Annotated in this window: 12 protein-coding genes; 5 read left to right on the forward strand and 7 right to left on the reverse strand. The window is 37.5% G+C overall.

Translation table 11 applies throughout. The annotated features are described in order from the left end of the window. Position 1 precedes the first annotated feature (1 nt). From lpxA to fliW, 3 genes are all read right to left on the reverse strand, one after another. Positions 2-814 carry an acyl-ACP--UDP-N-acetylglucosamine O-acyltransferase gene (lpxA, locus tag QT74_RS03630; RefSeq protein ID WP_033764703.1) on the reverse strand — a complete coding sequence of 271 codons (813 nt, stop codon included), beginning with the start codon at positions 812-814 and terminating at the stop codon, positions 2-4. 2 nt (positions 815-816) lie between these two features. Further along, positions 817-1,296, reverse strand: a complete 480-nt coding sequence (gene fabZ, locus QT74_RS03635; protein ID WP_020973113.1) for a 3-hydroxyacyl-ACP dehydratase FabZ — start codon at positions 1,294-1,296, stop codon at positions 817-819. A 175-nt stretch (positions 1,297-1,471) separates the two neighbouring features. After that, entirely contained in the window at positions 1,472-1,861 is a 390-nt protein-coding gene (fliW, locus tag QT74_RS03640; RefSeq protein ID WP_033764724.1) for a flagellar assembly protein FliW, read from the reverse strand. A 411-nt stretch (positions 1,862-2,272) separates the two neighbouring features. Here fliW and QT74_RS03645 point away from each other — a divergent pair, with 411 nt between their 5' ends. From QT74_RS03645 to QT74_RS03655, 3 genes are read left to right on the forward strand one after another with little or no spacing between them, the layout of a single operon-like run. After that, positions 2,273-2,935 carry an outer membrane protein assembly factor BamD gene (locus tag QT74_RS03645; RefSeq protein WP_033764708.1) on the forward strand — a complete coding sequence of 221 codons (663 nt, stop codon included), beginning with the start codon at positions 2,273-2,275 and terminating at the stop codon, positions 2,933-2,935. 42 nt (positions 2,936-2,977) lie between these two features. Continuing rightward, positions 2,978-5,482, forward strand: coding sequence for an endopeptidase La (gene lon / locus QT74_RS03650; RefSeq protein WP_033764710.1), 2,505 nt, complete (start codon positions 2,978-2,980; stop codon positions 5,480-5,482). Positions 5,483-5,490: 8 nt separating this feature from the next. Then, a complete protein-coding gene (locus QT74_RS03655; protein ID WP_033764712.1) occupies positions 5,491-6,318 on the forward strand; it encodes a prephenate dehydrogenase in 828 nt (275 codons plus the stop codon). Between the two features lie 324 nt (positions 6,319-6,642). Here QT74_RS03655 and QT74_RS03665 read toward each other — a convergent pair whose 3' ends face one another. The 4 genes from QT74_RS03665 to QT74_RS08835 form a co-directional block, all read right to left on the reverse strand. Then, positions 6,643-7,506 (reverse strand): DNA/RNA non-specific endonuclease, encoded by an 864-nt coding sequence (locus tag QT74_RS03665; protein ID WP_033764714.1) that lies wholly within the window; start codon positions 7,504-7,506, stop codon positions 6,643-6,645. Positions 7,507-7,785: 279 nt separating this feature from the next. Then, a complete protein-coding gene (locus QT74_RS03670; RefSeq protein WP_033764715.1) occupies positions 7,786-9,711 on the reverse strand; it encodes a site-specific DNA-methyltransferase in 1,926 nt (641 codons plus the stop codon). Continuing rightward, entirely contained in the window at positions 9,705-12,236 is a 2,532-nt protein-coding gene (locus QT74_RS03675) for a DEAD/DEAH box helicase family protein (protein ID WP_324286930.1), read from the reverse strand. Before QT74_RS03675 ends, QT74_RS03670 begins: the two co-directional genes overlap by 7 nt. After that, positions 12,172-12,318 carry a type III restriction endonuclease subunit R gene (locus tag QT74_RS08835; protein ID WP_324286929.1) on the reverse strand — a complete coding sequence of 49 codons (147 nt, stop codon included), beginning with the start codon at positions 12,316-12,318 and terminating at the stop codon, positions 12,172-12,174. The genes QT74_RS03675 and QT74_RS08835 overlap by 65 nt, the downstream gene beginning before the upstream one ends. Before the next feature lie 130 nt (positions 12,319-12,448). On the opposite strand from QT74_RS08835, the gene QT74_RS03680 reads away from it, so the two are divergent. Together QT74_RS03680 and QT74_RS03685 are read left to right on the forward strand one after the other, a co-directional pair. Next, positions 12,449-13,297 carry a biotin synthase gene (locus tag QT74_RS03680; RefSeq protein ID WP_001155649.1) on the forward strand — a complete coding sequence of 283 codons (849 nt, stop codon included), beginning with the start codon at positions 12,449-12,451 and terminating at the stop codon, positions 13,295-13,297. After that, positions 13,297-14,175 (forward strand): YihY/virulence factor BrkB family protein, encoded by an 879-nt coding sequence (locus QT74_RS03685; protein ID WP_033764717.1) that lies wholly within the window; start codon positions 13,297-13,299, stop codon positions 14,173-14,175. The genes QT74_RS03680 and QT74_RS03685 overlap by 1 nt, the downstream gene beginning before the upstream one ends. Positions 14,176-14,552 lie beyond the last annotated feature (377 nt).

A 14,552-nucleotide genomic window follows, 5' to 3' on the forward strand; every position in this document is an offset into this window, starting at 1 on the left:
GTTATTCCTCTTGTTTTTCTTCGCTAGAATATTCGCTTGACTTATACGCCACGCCCCTAGAACTCTCTAAAATAAAAGAGCAAATCTCTTTTACAAAAGGGTTATTAGCATGCTCTTCTAATTCTAATTTAGCGCTCTCTCTTAAAGAGGGGATAGGGCGGAACAACCTCTTATAAAGTGCATAAATAAAATCAATATCCTTACTCTCTAGTAATTGGCGCATCCGGTGGCGGTTTAACCCCCTAATAAAAGCGCGATTGCCCTCTACGGTGCAATAAGGCGGCACGTCTTTGCCTAAAGCGCTCTTACCGGCTATCATGCAGCCTTTAGCGATACGCACAAACTGATGGATTGCAGTAAGACCGCCAATATTGACATAATCGCCTATTTCAATATGCCCTGCTAAAGTTACGCCATTAGCCAAAATACAATGGCTTCCAATCACGCAATCATGGGCGACATGCACATAAGCCATGAGCAGGTTTTTATCCCCAATAAGGGTTTTTTTAATCCCCCCTTCAGTGCCGGGATTTATCATGCAAAATTCACGAATAAGGTTGTCTTCTCCAATAATCAGTTCGCTGTATTCGCCCTTGTATTTTAAATCTTGAGGCTGTGTGCCTAGCACGGCAAAAGGGAAAATTTCGGTGTTTTTCCCGATGAAAGTATGCCCTTGTAAAGTTACATTGTTATGGAGTTTCACGCCATCATCTAATTTGACGCCATCTCCAATCACGCAAAATTCCCCAATCTCTACGCCCTTATTAATCTCTGCTTTAGGAGAGATGATGGCTGTTTTTGCAATCTTACTCATTTTTATTCTCTCTCTGCGATCATGGCTTTTAATTCGGCTTCAGCGACCACTTTGCCATCCACTTGAGCCGTGCCACCCACTTGCCAGATCATGCCCTTATGCTTTAAGACTTCTAAATGGTATTCTAATCTGTCGCCTGGGGTTACAGGAATGCGGAATTTAACCTTGTCAATCGTCATGAAATACACGATTTTTGTTTTGGCTATTTCAGGGTCAAACCCCCACAAGCTAGTGAAAGCCAAAAACCCTCCCGTTTGTGCCATGCCCTCTACGATCAAAACGCCCGGGAAAATGGGCTTATTGGGAAAATGCCCGTTAAACACATCTTCATTAAAAGTGATATTCTTATAGGCGACAATTTTTTTATTGGCCTCTAGCTCCACGACTCTATCTATTAAGAGCATAGGATAGCGGTGCGGTAGAATTTGTAAGATGTGTTCTATAAAAAATGGGGATTGTAAGTTTTGATGATTTTGTTCCATAAAAATAAACTCCTTGTTTTGAATTAGACTAAAGTGCCATTTTTAGCGTTGGTTATTCTAAAAAATAACCGCTATTATACCATAAGAAACCGCTCGCTTGTCTTTTGCAAAAACCACCCATGCGTTAAAAATAAGTTTAAAATAGCTTTTTAAACATTATTTGTATTTTCATGCATCATTCATGCGTGTGGCTTAAAATGTTTTCCCTTAAATGATAGTGTGGGTATTTGTTAGAATCCAAAACCACTTGCCCCATGAGTTGCTTGTCAAAATTGAAAATTAGAGGGGCTAGATAATTCACCGTAGAAAGCTCAATGGGGGTTTGAACGACCATGATATTAGCGACTAACACGCTCTTGGCTCCCTCTAATTCTAAAAGAATTTTTAAGGGGGTAGGCACTTCAAAATCGTATTTTCTTAGAGCGAAAGGATTGACCAGCGTGAAAGACACGACAGAATTATTTTCTGCACTATTCAAACGCAAAAAGATTTCATCAATCTTTTGCAAGTGCATTTTATGAATGGTTTCAAACCCTAAGATAGGCGCTTTCACATCAAAAATCATAGGCGATTGCATTCCCTTTAAAAAAGCACAAAATCTTCTCCTTAAAGAATAAAAGACCGCCTTAAAACCAGCGCTCAACTCAATGATTTCTAAACTAAACTCTGTATTATATCAAACAATTTTGGTAAAATCAATTTTTGCTAGTTTTGGGTATAATCCCAATAACTTAACCATGATGGAAGTTTAACTGAATCATTATAAAATATAATAAGGAGTAAGAAATGATCAAAATAAAACCACAAATCAAGAAAAATAATCCCAGTAAATCTCATTTTAGCGGTGGGTGGCGTCTTTTTGGTGCGGCTGGGCTTGATTTGGAGAAATGGTGCTGACATTATTCGGTGGGAATAAGAAAGATAAGAAAAAATAACCATGAGTTATTCAAAAATTTAACTTTATAAGACAGGTGGCATGCGTTTAAAACATTTTAAAACTTTCCTTTTTATCGCAATGGCGATTATTGTGATAGGCACCGGTTGCGCGGACAAAAAGAAAAAAAAAGATGAATACAACAAACCGGCGATTTTTTGGTATCAAGGGATTTTAAGAGAAATCCTTTTTGCTAATTTAGAAACAGCGGACAATTACTATTCTTCTTTACAGAGCGAACACATCAATTCCCCCCTTGTCCCAGAAGCGATGCTGGCTTTAGGGCAAGCGCACATGAAAAAGAAAGAATATGTTTTAGCGTCTTTTTACTTTGATGAATACATCAAGCGCTTTGGGACGAAAGACAATGTGGATTATTTGACTTTTTTAAAATTGCAATCGCATTATTACGCTTTCAAAAACCATTCTAAAGACCAGGAATTTATCTCTAATTCTATTGTGAGTTTGGGCGAATTTATAGAAAAATACCCTAACAGCCGTTACCGCCCCTATGTAGAATACATGCAAATCAAATTCATTTTAGGGCAAAACGAGCTCAATCGCGCGATCGCGAATGTCTATAAAAAACGCCACAAGCCTGAGGGCGTGAAACGCTATTTAGAAAGGATAGATGAGACTTTAGAAAAAGAGACTAAACCCAAACCATCGCACATGCCTTGGTATGTGTTAATTTTTGATTGGTAGGATATTTCAAAACCATACAAATTTATAACAGAGAGATGAAAAATGACTGAAGATTTTCCTAAAATTCTGCCTTTATTGGTAGAAGAAGACACTTTTTTATACCCCTTTATGATAGCCCCTATTTTTTTGCAAAATAACGCGAGCATTAAGGCGGTGGCTTACGCTAAAAACAACAAATCATTAGTCTTTATTGCATGCCAAAAAGACAAATTGAACGATAATGAAGCCCCTTATTATGATGTGGGGGTGATAGGTTCGGTGATGCGTGAAGCCAACATGCCTAATGGGCGCGTGAAATTGCTCTTTAATGGCATCGCTAAGGGGCGTATTTTAGAGCCTGCTAAAGAAAACGAGCAAGGCTTTTTAGAAGCTCAAATAAGCCCTATTGAGTATTTAGAATACGATAAAGAAAACATTCAAGCGATCGTGGAAGTGTTAAAAGAAAAAGTGATCACTCTAGCCAATGTCAGCTCACTCTTTCCTCCGGATTTGATCAAGGCTTTAGAAGACAATGACGATCCTAACCGCATCGCTGACTTAATCGCAGCGGCCTTGCATTTAAAAAAAGATCAAGCGTATTCTCTTTTTGCCAACAACAACACCGAGCAGCGCTTGTTGGATTTGATTGATATTGTGATAGAAGAGACTAAAACCCAAAAACTCCAAAAAGAAATCAAATCCAAAGTCCATCAAAAAATGGAGCAAACCAATAAGGAATATTTCTTAAAAGAGCAGCTCAAGCAAATCCAAAAAGAGCTTGGCACAGACAAACAGCGAGATGAAGATTTAAACCAATACTACCAAAAACTAGAAAGCATCAAGCCTTTTTTGAAAGAAGAAGCGTTTAAGGAAATCAAAAAGCAAATTGACCGACTGAGCCGAACCCATGCGGACAGCTCTGATAGCGCGACTTTACAAAATTACATTGAAACCATGTTAGATGTGCCTTTTGGGCAATACGGGAAAAAAGCACTTGACATTAAGCATGTGAGAGAACAACTAGACAAGGATCATTATTCCTTAAAAAGACCTAAAGAGCGCATTGTAGAATACTTTGCCACCATGCAGCTTTTAGAAATGCGCCACAAGAAAAAGCCAGAAAAAAAAGATAAGGCTAAAGGCACGATTTTATGCTTTTATGGGCCTCCTGGCGTGGGTAAAACAAGCTTAGCTAATTCTATCGCTAAAGCGATAGAGCGCCCTTTAGTTCGGATCGCTTTAGGGGGATTAGAAGATGTGAATGAATTAAGAGGGCACAGACGCACTTATATAGGCTCAATGCCCGGGCGCATTGTCCAAGGGCTTATTGAAGCCAAAAAAATGAATCCGGTCATGGTTTTAGATGAAATTGATAAGGTGGATAGGAGCGTTAGGGGCGATCCAGCGAGCGCTTTATTAGAGATTTTAGACCCTGAGCAAAATACCGCTTTTAGGGATCATTATGCGAATTTTAGCATTGATTTATCGCAAGTGATTTTTATCGCTACCGCTAACAATATTGACAGAATCCCAGCCCCTTTAAGAGACAGAATGGAATTTATCAGCGTGTCCAGCTACACGCCTAATGAAAAAGAAGAAATCGCTAAAAACTATCTCATCCCCCAAGAATTAGAAAAGCACGCCTTAAAGCCTAGCGAAGTGGATATTAGCCATGAGTGCTTGAAACTCATTATTGAAAAATACACCAGAGAAGCGGGCGTTAGGGATTTACGAAGACAGATCGCAACGATTATGCGTAAAGTGGCTTTAAAATACCTAGAAGATAACCCGCACAAAAAAGGGCGAACCAAAAAAGGCGAAAATGAAAAAAGCGAAGACAAAAAAAGCGAAAATGAAGAAAACGAAAAAAAAGGCGAAAACAAAGATTTCTGCGTCTCTATCACGCCTGATAACCTTAAAGAGTATTTAGAACGCATGGTGTTTGAAATTGACCCCATAGATGGAGAAAATAAAATCGGTATCGTCAATGGTTTGGCATGGACTCCAGTAGGCGGCGATGTGCTTAAAATTGAAGCGCTTAAGATTAGAGGCAAGGGGGAATTGAAACTCACCGGGAGTTTAGGCGATGTGATGAAAGAATCTGCCATTATTGCCTTTTCTGTTGTCAAAGCCTTATTGGATAACGAAACCTTAAAAGCGCCTAAAATCCCTAGCGAAACCGATGCAGAGGGTAAGAAAAAGAAAAAAGCGCTGAAAGTTTATAACGCTTACGATTTGCATTTGCATGTCCCTGAGGGGGCTACGCCCAAAGACGGCCCGAGCGCTGGGATCGCTATGGCGAGCGTGATGGCGAGCATTTTGTGCGATAGGGCTACAAGAAGCGAAGTGGCAATGACGGGCGAATTGACTTTGAGCGGGGAAGTTTTACCCATAGGAGGGTTGAAAGAAAAATTGATCGCTGCTTTTAAAGCCGGCATTAAAACCGCTCTTGTTCCTGTCAAAAATTACGAAAGGGATTTAGATGAAATCCCTGCTGAAGTGCGAGAGAATTTAAACATCGTTGCGGTGAAAAACATCGCCGAAGTGTTAGAAAAAACTTTGCTTTAAAATTTGGCATGAAAGCAGGCATTATTGGTTTAGGGCTTATGGGAGGGAGTTTAGGGCTGGCCTTGCAAGAATGGGGGCGTTTTAAAAGCGTTACAGGCTATGATCATAACGCTTTGCATGCCAAATTGGCTTTGACTTTGGGGCTTGTAGATGAATGCGTGGAATTTGAAAAGATTTTAGAATGCGATGTGATTTTTTTGGCCATTCCGGTTGAGGGCATCATTGAATGTTTGAAAAAAATGACTCCCGTTAAAAAAAGCGCAACGATTATTGATTTAGGGGGTGCTAAAGCTAAAATCATTCACAATATCCCTAAAAGCATTCGTAAGAATTTCATCGCCGCACACCCCATGTGCGGGACAGAGTTTTATGGCCCTAAAGCGAGCGTTAAGGGGCTGTATGAAAACGCTCTGGTGATATTGTGCGATTTGGAAGATTCAGGGACCAAGCAAGTAGAGATCGCTAAAGAAATCTTTTTAGGCGTTAAAGCACGCTTGATTAAAATGAAATCTAGCGAGCATGACGCCCATGTGGCTTATATCAGCCATTTACCCCATGTTTTGAGCTACGCTCTAGCCAATAGCGTTTTAAAGCAAAACGACCCAGAGATGATTCTATCTTTAGCGGGTGGGGGTTTTAGGGATATGAGCCGTTTGTCTAAAAGCTCGCCTTTAATGTGGAAAGATATTTTCAAACAAAACCGAGACAATGTCTTAGAAGCGATTAAAAAATGCGAAAAAGAAATCGCGCAAGCTAAGGCTTGGATAGAAAATAACGATTATGAAAGCCTTGCAGAATGGATGGCGCAAGCGAACAAGCTCCAGGAGTTCATGTAAAATAATTTAAAATTTGCATATTGTTGTTTTTAGGGTTGCGAGAAGCGAAATAGGGTATTTTTGGATCGCCTTTATGGATTATAAGCTGTTTCATATGGATAGCATGGATTTATCTAGCAAACCAGCAAACAACTACAGGAGATTATCTTAAACCCGGATCTATTGTTGTGTTTGCCATAATTGTAATAATAATTTCATCTCATTCCTCCAACGCCCATAAAACTTTTATCGCTTCTAATAAAAAACCAGTTTTAAGCCGTTTAGAAATTTGATTTCTTAAACCTTTTTATCCAAAATACCGGTGTTTTTATAGGCATTTTAGTTTTAATACTTCTTAGCGTTGTTAAGATACTTAGGCAATTCGTTCAACTCAGTGTTTTTATTGTTCTTAAAAACCACCTGCTTTTCAACCCGCTCATATTCTTTACAATCTCTTCTCATTTCTTGTAAGGGATAGTTTTGGTTGTCATTAGGGATATAAAAACATTCGCTTTTAGCGTTTTCATAGCTGTCCGTTAGGCTTATATCATAGTGGTACCAAAAGCCGCTAGGGATAGCGATGTTTTTAGAGCTAAAAGTCCTATAACCCTGTTTGATGATGGTGAGTTCTTCGACTAAAACTTGATGGTATTTCCTGGCCAAATTACGGCCCTCTTTTTCTACCAATAAAACAGAATGCCTGTTGGTGTTTTTGGCTTCAGGGGTGATATTAGTCATTCTGTAAGTCTCTCTTAAAGGGTTAGAGGCAAAATCAAAAGAAGCGTCATTCGCCACAAAATGCCCCCTATCAAAACCGCTTCTGGTGTAATCTTGTGTCGTGGCTTGTTGGTATTTGGCTAATCGTGTGTCCGTTTTAAACTCATAGCGTTTCTCAATATTATTTTTATCCACTAAATCCCCAAACAACACGCTCACGCCATAAATAGGATTTTTTAATTCGCTAGAATAACACACCGAATAGAAGTTATTTTTTAAGACTTTACAATCAATGTTAGTGAGCATGCCATTAGCGTTGTGAGTGGGATTGCGATTTTTAGTAGGATTAGCGCTATTGACTTGATCCTTGATTTCATTAAGCTTTTTAGTGGTGTAGCTGTTAATAGCCTTAGTGAAATTATCCAGCATGTCCGCTTGGAGCCAACTCATAGCAATCAGGCTAAAACAGAGCAGGTTTTTAAAGGTTTTCATGTTTTGCTCCTTGTTGATTGGCTTGAATACTACAATAATATTTTTAATAGTTTATTTTTAATGATCTTTTTTATTTTATAGCGAGTTTATAGCGAGCGGATGCTTACTGCTAGCGGATTAGTTATCCTTATGTCAAGCAGAGCTAAAAATTTTTTAGCCCAAGCGTTTTAAATTCCTCTAGCTTTTAAACCACATTGTTTATTCTATATTGTTTATTTTTGCCCACTAAATAGGCGTAGCGTTTTGATGCGTTGAGTGGTGCGCGTTGAACGATCAAACTTAAGAATAAAAAATTTCATTGTATTTTTTAGTGATCTCATCTATCTCCCATGCGTCTTCGTCAATATCGCCCAGGTTTAAATAGTCTTCGTTAGAGTCTAAAAGATTACAACAAATCCTTTTTTGCTCATTGAGATCTAATTTTTGGAACTCTCCGCTATCAATTTCATCCATCTTACAATCGGCGCGTTTTAAAAAACGCTCATTAAGATCGTTAAAGATCTTTAGGCATTCGCTCGCGCTTTTAGCGTTAAGGATTTGTTTTTTAATTTCTAAATTCACTTCTTTTAATTCAGCATAGACAAAACTCCCACCCCCTTTAAAATCGCATTTTTTAGAAATGCCCCCTTGCTCGCCCTCTATGACTTTTTTTAACCTTTCTTTAGTGATCGTTTCTATATAGTCCATTTGCTCGATGCCTATGTAGCGGCGTTTCATTTTGTGCGCTACTGCGCAAGTCGTCCCGCTCCCGGCAAAAAAGTCTAACACGAGATCGTTTTCTTGGGTGGAAATTTCTAAAATTCTTGAAATTAGGGCTTCGGGTTTTTTACCGGCTCTAAAACTAGCATCTCCCTCTAAGCGACAATTACCAAAACTTCCCGACAAATCAATAAAATTTTCTATCGGCTTATATTTTATAGATTTTCCTTCTTTCATTTCTTTTAATCGCACTAGAGGTATCCCTGAGTAAAATTTTCCTTGCTTAGCTCCTATTTTTTTTGGTCCAGTAAAAAACCGATAACCTAGCCCATCTTCTCCAATACCATGCACTTTATATAATACTTTTAACCCATCCTCTTCAACTCGTGAAGATAGATATTCATCAAAAAATTTACCAGAAGCATTGCCGGTTAGCACCGTTCCGCTTGCCCAAGTTTCTTTTAATGAATTTTCATTGGGTAATTCTTTAGTTATTTGATAATTTTGTTCTGTAAAAATTTCTACTATTCTTCCTTTTAACTCAATTGTTTTAATGGGTGTTTTTGTGTCTATTTTCCAAACAAAGTTTTCAATAGAATAATTTTCTTTATCTTTATTTGGAATAAAATTAGTACTCTTTTTGTAGCAAAGTATTTGTTCTATCAGTTTTTGATAATTATTTTTTTCTGCAAGTGTTTTATCACCATATCGCACTTGAATAAAATAATTGACTTCAAAATTCTCTCTTCCAAAAATCTCATCCATTAAAACCTTTAAATAAGCCTGTTCGTTATCGTCGCATTGCACAAAAATCACGCCTTCATCGCTTAAAAATTCCCTAGCCGCTTCAAGCCTGTTTTTCATAAACACTAGCCATGAGCTGTGGTTAAAATTATCGTTGTAATTAAAGCTGTCGTTGCCGGTATTATAAGGGGGGTCAATGTAGATGCATTTCACTTTTTTAGCGAATTTCTTTTTTAAAGAATGAAGGGCGATCAAGTTGTTGCCTTTGATAAGGTAGTTCGTGTTTTTATCTTTTAAAGCGCTTTTTAGATCGCCTTGTCCATGCATTTCAAAACGGCACAACGCTTTCGGACTTAAAAGCGTGTCAATTTCGTTTTTATGCAATATTTCATGGTAAAAAAGCTCGTTAGATTTGGTGTTGTTATCTTTAGCGTTACCGAGTAAAACATTGTCTTTAAAAGGGAAATGCAAAACGACTAGTTCGCTGGATTTGATAGGGCGTCCTTGTGAATATAAGCCTATTTGATTTTTAAATCGTGTGAAAGAGTTTTCTAATTTTTTCGTTTCTAAACATTCTAATAACGCCTTTTCATTAAACACGAGCGTGTTAGCGATAGTTTTAAAAAAGTGTTTTTTATAGCCGTTAGCGTTTTCATGCTCAAGCATGAAAGTTAAAAGCTTTTCATCATGCTCTATGATTAGAGTTTCTAGGCGTTCTTTAGTGAAATGATTAATTAAAGTGTCTAGTAGGGTTTTTAGCATTTGGAGTCCTTAAAAATTTGATTGAAAGCGGTTGCAAATTCGCTCTTTACTACGCCATTATGGAGCGTGAAAAAGGGTAAGCCTTTTAAATGGAGCTTTTTGTTGTGGCTTTTAAGCGTGGCGTTTTCTAGCATTTCTAAAAATTCTTCTTTCCAAGCGTTAGAATGCTCTAAATGCTCGCCCTTAACTTCCATGTAACAAGTGAATCCTAAAAATTCATCTTCATGCGTTTGAGCGAAAAGGATAAAATCCGGCTCAAAACCTTGCGGGTACCGAGAACCTTTTATGTTGCAAAAAACTTTTAATTCAGCGAAATGATCGTTCCTTAAAACGCACCACTCTTTGAATTTCTTGTCTAAAACCTCTTTATGGTCGTTGATAAAACCTAAAAACTCCCTTTCTAAATCGCTGTCTAATTTTCGCATGTCTTTAAAAAGCAGCCATTCATAAGTGTCTTTTTCCAATTCGCTAACGCTAAGGCTTCTTTCATGCGTTTCAAATTCTTTTAATTCTAGTGCGCTCACATCGTATTTATCTTGCTCTTTTAAAAGCGTGTCTTTTAAGCTTCCAATGATATAAACAGCGAGTTTTAAAAGGATTTTATTGTCGTCAAACTTTTGGCTTTTATGGAAGTTTGTTTTTAATAGCGAAATATATTGCTCTATAAATCCCACTTTATTGTTAAAGGCATGTTTTTTAAAGGCTTTTTTAAGCGTTTTGAAATCCAGGTTTTTTAAATTAAGGGCTTTTAAAAAATAGTTTATAGGGATTTTATCTAAGGTGTGGGGTATATAGTAAGTTCTATCGCCTTTATTTTCTTCTTTAAAATCCACTTTCTTTTCACGCACGCCAAAAGCAAATAGGGGGACATGCAAACTTTTGAGTGTGGCTTCAACAGGGTCTGAATAGTCTTTATTGAACAGGTTGTTATTTTTTTCTCTTTTATTGCTCGCATAGTAGCATTTGAAACGCTTGGTGGGTGTTAAAGGGATGGTCTGTTTTTCATCCACAAATCCTAATCCTAAATCTTGTAACTCGTTGTTTAATTTAGCGATAAACTCGCTGTCATAAATGGCATGGTAGTCTAACCTTTCTAACGTGCTTAAGGGATTGGCAAGATCAAATTTGCGTTGGTAAAACTCTATGCGGCCTGGCTTGAAATCGTTATAGCTAAAGGGGTAGTATCTCGCCCCTCGCCCTATGAGCTGGGCGTCTTTGGTGGTGTCTTTTTGGCTCGCTTTATTTTTAAGCCTGACAATGTCAAACAAATTCAACACATCCCAACCTTCATTGAGCTTATCCACGCTAAAGATCACTCTTTTAGGGTTGTCTCTGTCTTCTAGGGAGTTCAATAAAAGCATGCCTTTTTCTAATTCTTTTTCGTTGTTAGTGTTGATCTGGGTGCTTTTTTTGAATTTCGTCTGCAAGAATGCCACAAGGTTAGGGGTGTATTTTTGCTTGTCAAAAAAGTTTTTAGCGTCTTTAAAAAAAGCGTTGCGGCTGTAATGGAAAAAATTTTCCAAATCTAAAGGGCTTAAATTTTCTAAAAAGGCGTTGAAGCGCTCTTGATTTTCTTTGCTGTCTTCAATCCTTTCGCTTTTAAACAAAATACAGGGTTTAAAGTTTTCAATATTGTGGTGTTGGGCTAATAATTCTTTATACAAACTGGAAACGCATGCTCCTAAAAAGCGCGTTTCTAATCCTTTGTTTTCATAAGAAAGGGAGTAGATGTTTTTGCAAAATTTATCTTCGCTAAATTCTTTTAAGGTGTAAGTTACCACCTTTAAGTTTTCATATTTGTCTTTAACGCTTTTTTCATTAGGGATAGTGGCGCTAAATTCCAGCAATAAATTGTCTTTATTTTGTTCTAGGGCTAATTTCACCACGCTTTCCCAGTTGCGTTTTTCACTAGCCTCACTATCATTCAATTTCTTTTTAGTCTCTGTGTTTAAATGGTGCGCTTCATCCGCTAAAAAAACTAATTTTTGATCTTTTAAATCCTCTAGGGTGATAGCGTTTTCTTTAGCTTTAGTGAATAATGAAAACAAGCCCTGAATGGTGCTGAAATAAATGTTGATAGCGTTGTTATGACTCTCGTTCAAATTATTGATGCTTTTAATTTCTGTGTTTTCATCATTGATATTGATATTCTCACTAAAAAGGTATTTTGATGAAACGCTGTCTGTAAAATTCAATTTCGTTTTTTCTAAAATGCTGGTGCTGTTTACAAAAAAGATAAAGTTTTGATAGCCTTGCTTATAGCATTCTAAAATCAAACCCGCCATCACTAAGGTTTTACCGCTACCGGTGGCCATTTCAAACATGAAATGCTTTTGAGTTGGGTGGGATTGGCGTTTTTCTAAATAATTATGTATCGCTTTTTTTTGGTAATCTCTAAGCTCTTTTTTTAAATTACTGGTGATGTGGGTGGGTAGCTCTATTTCTCCATTACTAGGCGCATTATTTGGCGTGCGATCTTTTATTGCTGATTGGGGGGGGGGGGGGGTAACTTTGAATGGATGAATCTTGCATGAAATCCCTTAATGAAAAAGTGAGAAAATTATAGCGTAAAGTTTTGAGATTGACTTTAGAGGCACTAGCGAACAATTAAATTAAAATCAAATAAAGTTTTAGTTTTAATATTTAATGGAATAAAGCCCTTAAAATCAAAAGCGCTTCTTTTTCTTTGCTATAATCAATCTCAAAAAACCAACTTTTTTAAAACAAAGGAATGATTATGCAAGAGATTTTTTTATGTTCTATTTCCAATGTGCGCAGTGGGGATTGCAAGGAAGATTGCGCTTATTGCACGCAAAGCTCACACCACCAAGGAGCGATCAAGCGCTATAAATTTAAAGATGAAAAAGTGGTTTTACAAGAGGCTAGAGCGTTAAGACAATTAGGGGCTTTAGGGTTTTGTTTGGTTACTTCAGGGCGCGAATTAGACGATGAAAAATGCGAATACATCGCCAAATTAGCTAAAGCCATCAACCAAGAAGAATTGGGCTTGCATTTAATCGCATGCTGCGGGCGCGCGGATTTGGAGCAATTAGAGTTTTTAAGAGATGCGGGCATTCATAGCTATAACCATAATTTAGAGACTTCGCAAAATTTCTTCCCTAAAATTTGTTCCACGCACACATGGGAAGAAAGGTTTATCACATGCGAAAACGCTTTAAGGGCGGGGTTAGGCTTGTGCAGTGGGGGGATTTTTGGGCTTAATGAGAGCTGGGAAGATCGGATTGAAATGCTTAGGGCGTTAGCTTCGCTCTCCCCGCACACCACGCCGATTAATTTTTTCATTAAAAACCCGGTATTGCCCATTGATGCAGAGACTTTAAGCGCAGATGAAGCCCTAGAATGCGTGCTTTTGGCTAAGGAATTTTTGCCTAACGCTAGGCTTATGGTGGCTGGGGGGCGTGAAGTGGTGTTTAAAGATAACGACAAAAAGGAAGCCAAGCTTTTTGAATACGGCATTAATGCGGTAGTGTTAGGGGACTATTTGACCACCAAAGGCAAAGCCCCTAAAAAAGATATAGAAAAACTGCTCTCTTATGGCTTGACAATGGCGACAAGCTGTCATTAATGAGAGAACTTTTTAAAAGCGTTAGAGGGTTTTTGCGCCTTCTTAGAATGATTTTCCCCACGCACTTTCAAAACGCCTTTTTGGGCTTGAGCGAATTGTTTTACTACGCTTCCAGCTTGAGTTTTTATACGATTTTGTCTTTATCGCCTATTTTGTTGTTTGTGTTTAGTCTTTTTGTGTCTCATTATTTGCAAGCGCACAGCGGTGAAATGGAAGCCTTGATTTTCCCCAACGCCCCTAAACTCATTGGCGCGATTAAGGATTTTTTAGAAAATTTTAAAAAAACAGACATGACCTTAGGCACGCTTGAAGAGGTGTCCATTGTGGTGGCGTTGGTGCTTTTTTGTGAAAACTACCGCTCCATCGCGTCAAAAATTTTTGACGCAAAGCCTAGAGATTATGTGCATTTTAAGGGTAAAGAAATCTTTTTATTTTGGGGGTTTGGCACGACTTTAGTGTTTTTATTCGCTTTGCCTTTAGTGGTGTTTTTTGATATTAAGATCCAAGTGTTTTTTGAAGATAAAGATTCAAATTTGTTGCATGTTTTAAGATGGATAGGCACTTACGCGTTTTTTTTGATCCTTTTTACCATTCCCACGAATAAGGTGTTTAAACATTATTTTTGGGTGTTTTTATGGGTGTTTTTTACGAGCGTTTCTTGGCATGTGCTGAAATGGGCTTTCACTTATTATGTGCTGTATAATCGCACTTACCATGAGCTTTATGGGAGCGTTTCTATTTTGTGGTTTTTGATGAGCTGGGTGTATGTGAGCTGGCTTGTGATTTTAATTGGCATGTATGGGTGCAAGGTGTGTGATGCATTCGATCCTAAAGAAGTGTTTAAGAAATTTTTAGGCTTTTTTAAAAAAGAAACTTGATGAAAAAGTTTTCTTTTAGATCGGCTCTAAAAATCCAAAACACAAAAACCATTCAAACACAAACCCCATAACAACCCCAAACTAAAAAAGTTAAAAACAAAAGAAATAAAAAAGCAACACTAACGGAATAAAGAATAAAGAATAAAGAATAAAGAATAAAGAATAAAGAATAAAGAATAAAAATCTAAAACGCTAGAAGCGTTTCTTACAATCAAACTAAAGGGCTTGGTTATAAAGCGATAACTTTTTAAAGAATAAAACTTTCTAAAAACATTTCTTATCGCTCTTTGGAATTTAAGTGCAGTTTAGGGATTTTAAAAAACTTCATAAACTTCCTTTAAAAAGAAGCTTGGATAAGAGTTTTATAAATAATTACA

Origin of the sequence: Helicobacter pylori SA213A (assembly GCF_000476275.1) — a bacterium.
GTDB classification, from domain to species: domain Bacteria; phylum Campylobacterota; class Campylobacteria; order Campylobacterales; family Helicobacteraceae; genus Helicobacter; species Helicobacter pylori_CL.

What these genes read in the sequence shown, in the direction of transcription:
- lpxA (WP_033764703.1), bottom strand. Translation starts at nt 814, where the DNA reads ATGAGTAAGATTGCAAAAACAGCCATCATCTCTCCTAAAGCAGAGATT.
- fabZ (WP_020973113.1), bottom strand. Translation starts at nt 1,296, where the DNA reads ATGGAACAAAATCATCAAAACTTACAATCCCCATTTTTTATAGAACAC.
- fliW (WP_033764724.1), bottom strand. Translation starts at nt 1,861, where the DNA reads ATGATTTTTGATGTGAAAGCGCCTATCTTAGGGTTTGAAACCATTCAT.
- QT74_RS03645 (WP_033764708.1), top strand. Translation starts at nt 2,273, where the DNA reads ATGCGTTTAAAACATTTTAAAACTTTCCTTTTTATCGCAATGGCGATT.
- lon (WP_033764710.1), top strand. Translation starts at nt 2,978, where the DNA reads ATGACTGAAGATTTTCCTAAAATTCTGCCTTTATTGGTAGAAGAAGAC.
- QT74_RS03655 (WP_033764712.1), top strand. Translation starts at nt 5,491, where the DNA reads ATGAAAGCAGGCATTATTGGTTTAGGGCTTATGGGAGGGAGTTTAGGG.
- QT74_RS03665 (WP_033764714.1), bottom strand. Translation starts at nt 7,506, where the DNA reads ATGAAAACCTTTAAAAACCTGCTCTGTTTTAGCCTGATTGCTATGAGT.
- QT74_RS03670 (WP_033764715.1), bottom strand. Translation starts at nt 9,711, where the DNA reads ATGCTAAAAACCCTACTAGACACTTTAATTAATCATTTCACTAAAGAA.
- QT74_RS03680 (WP_001155649.1), top strand. Translation starts at nt 12,449, where the DNA reads ATGCAAGAGATTTTTTTATGTTCTATTTCCAATGTGCGCAGTGGGGAT.
- QT74_RS03685 (WP_033764717.1), top strand. Translation starts at nt 13,297, where the DNA reads ATGAGAGAACTTTTTAAAAGCGTTAGAGGGTTTTTGCGCCTTCTTAGA.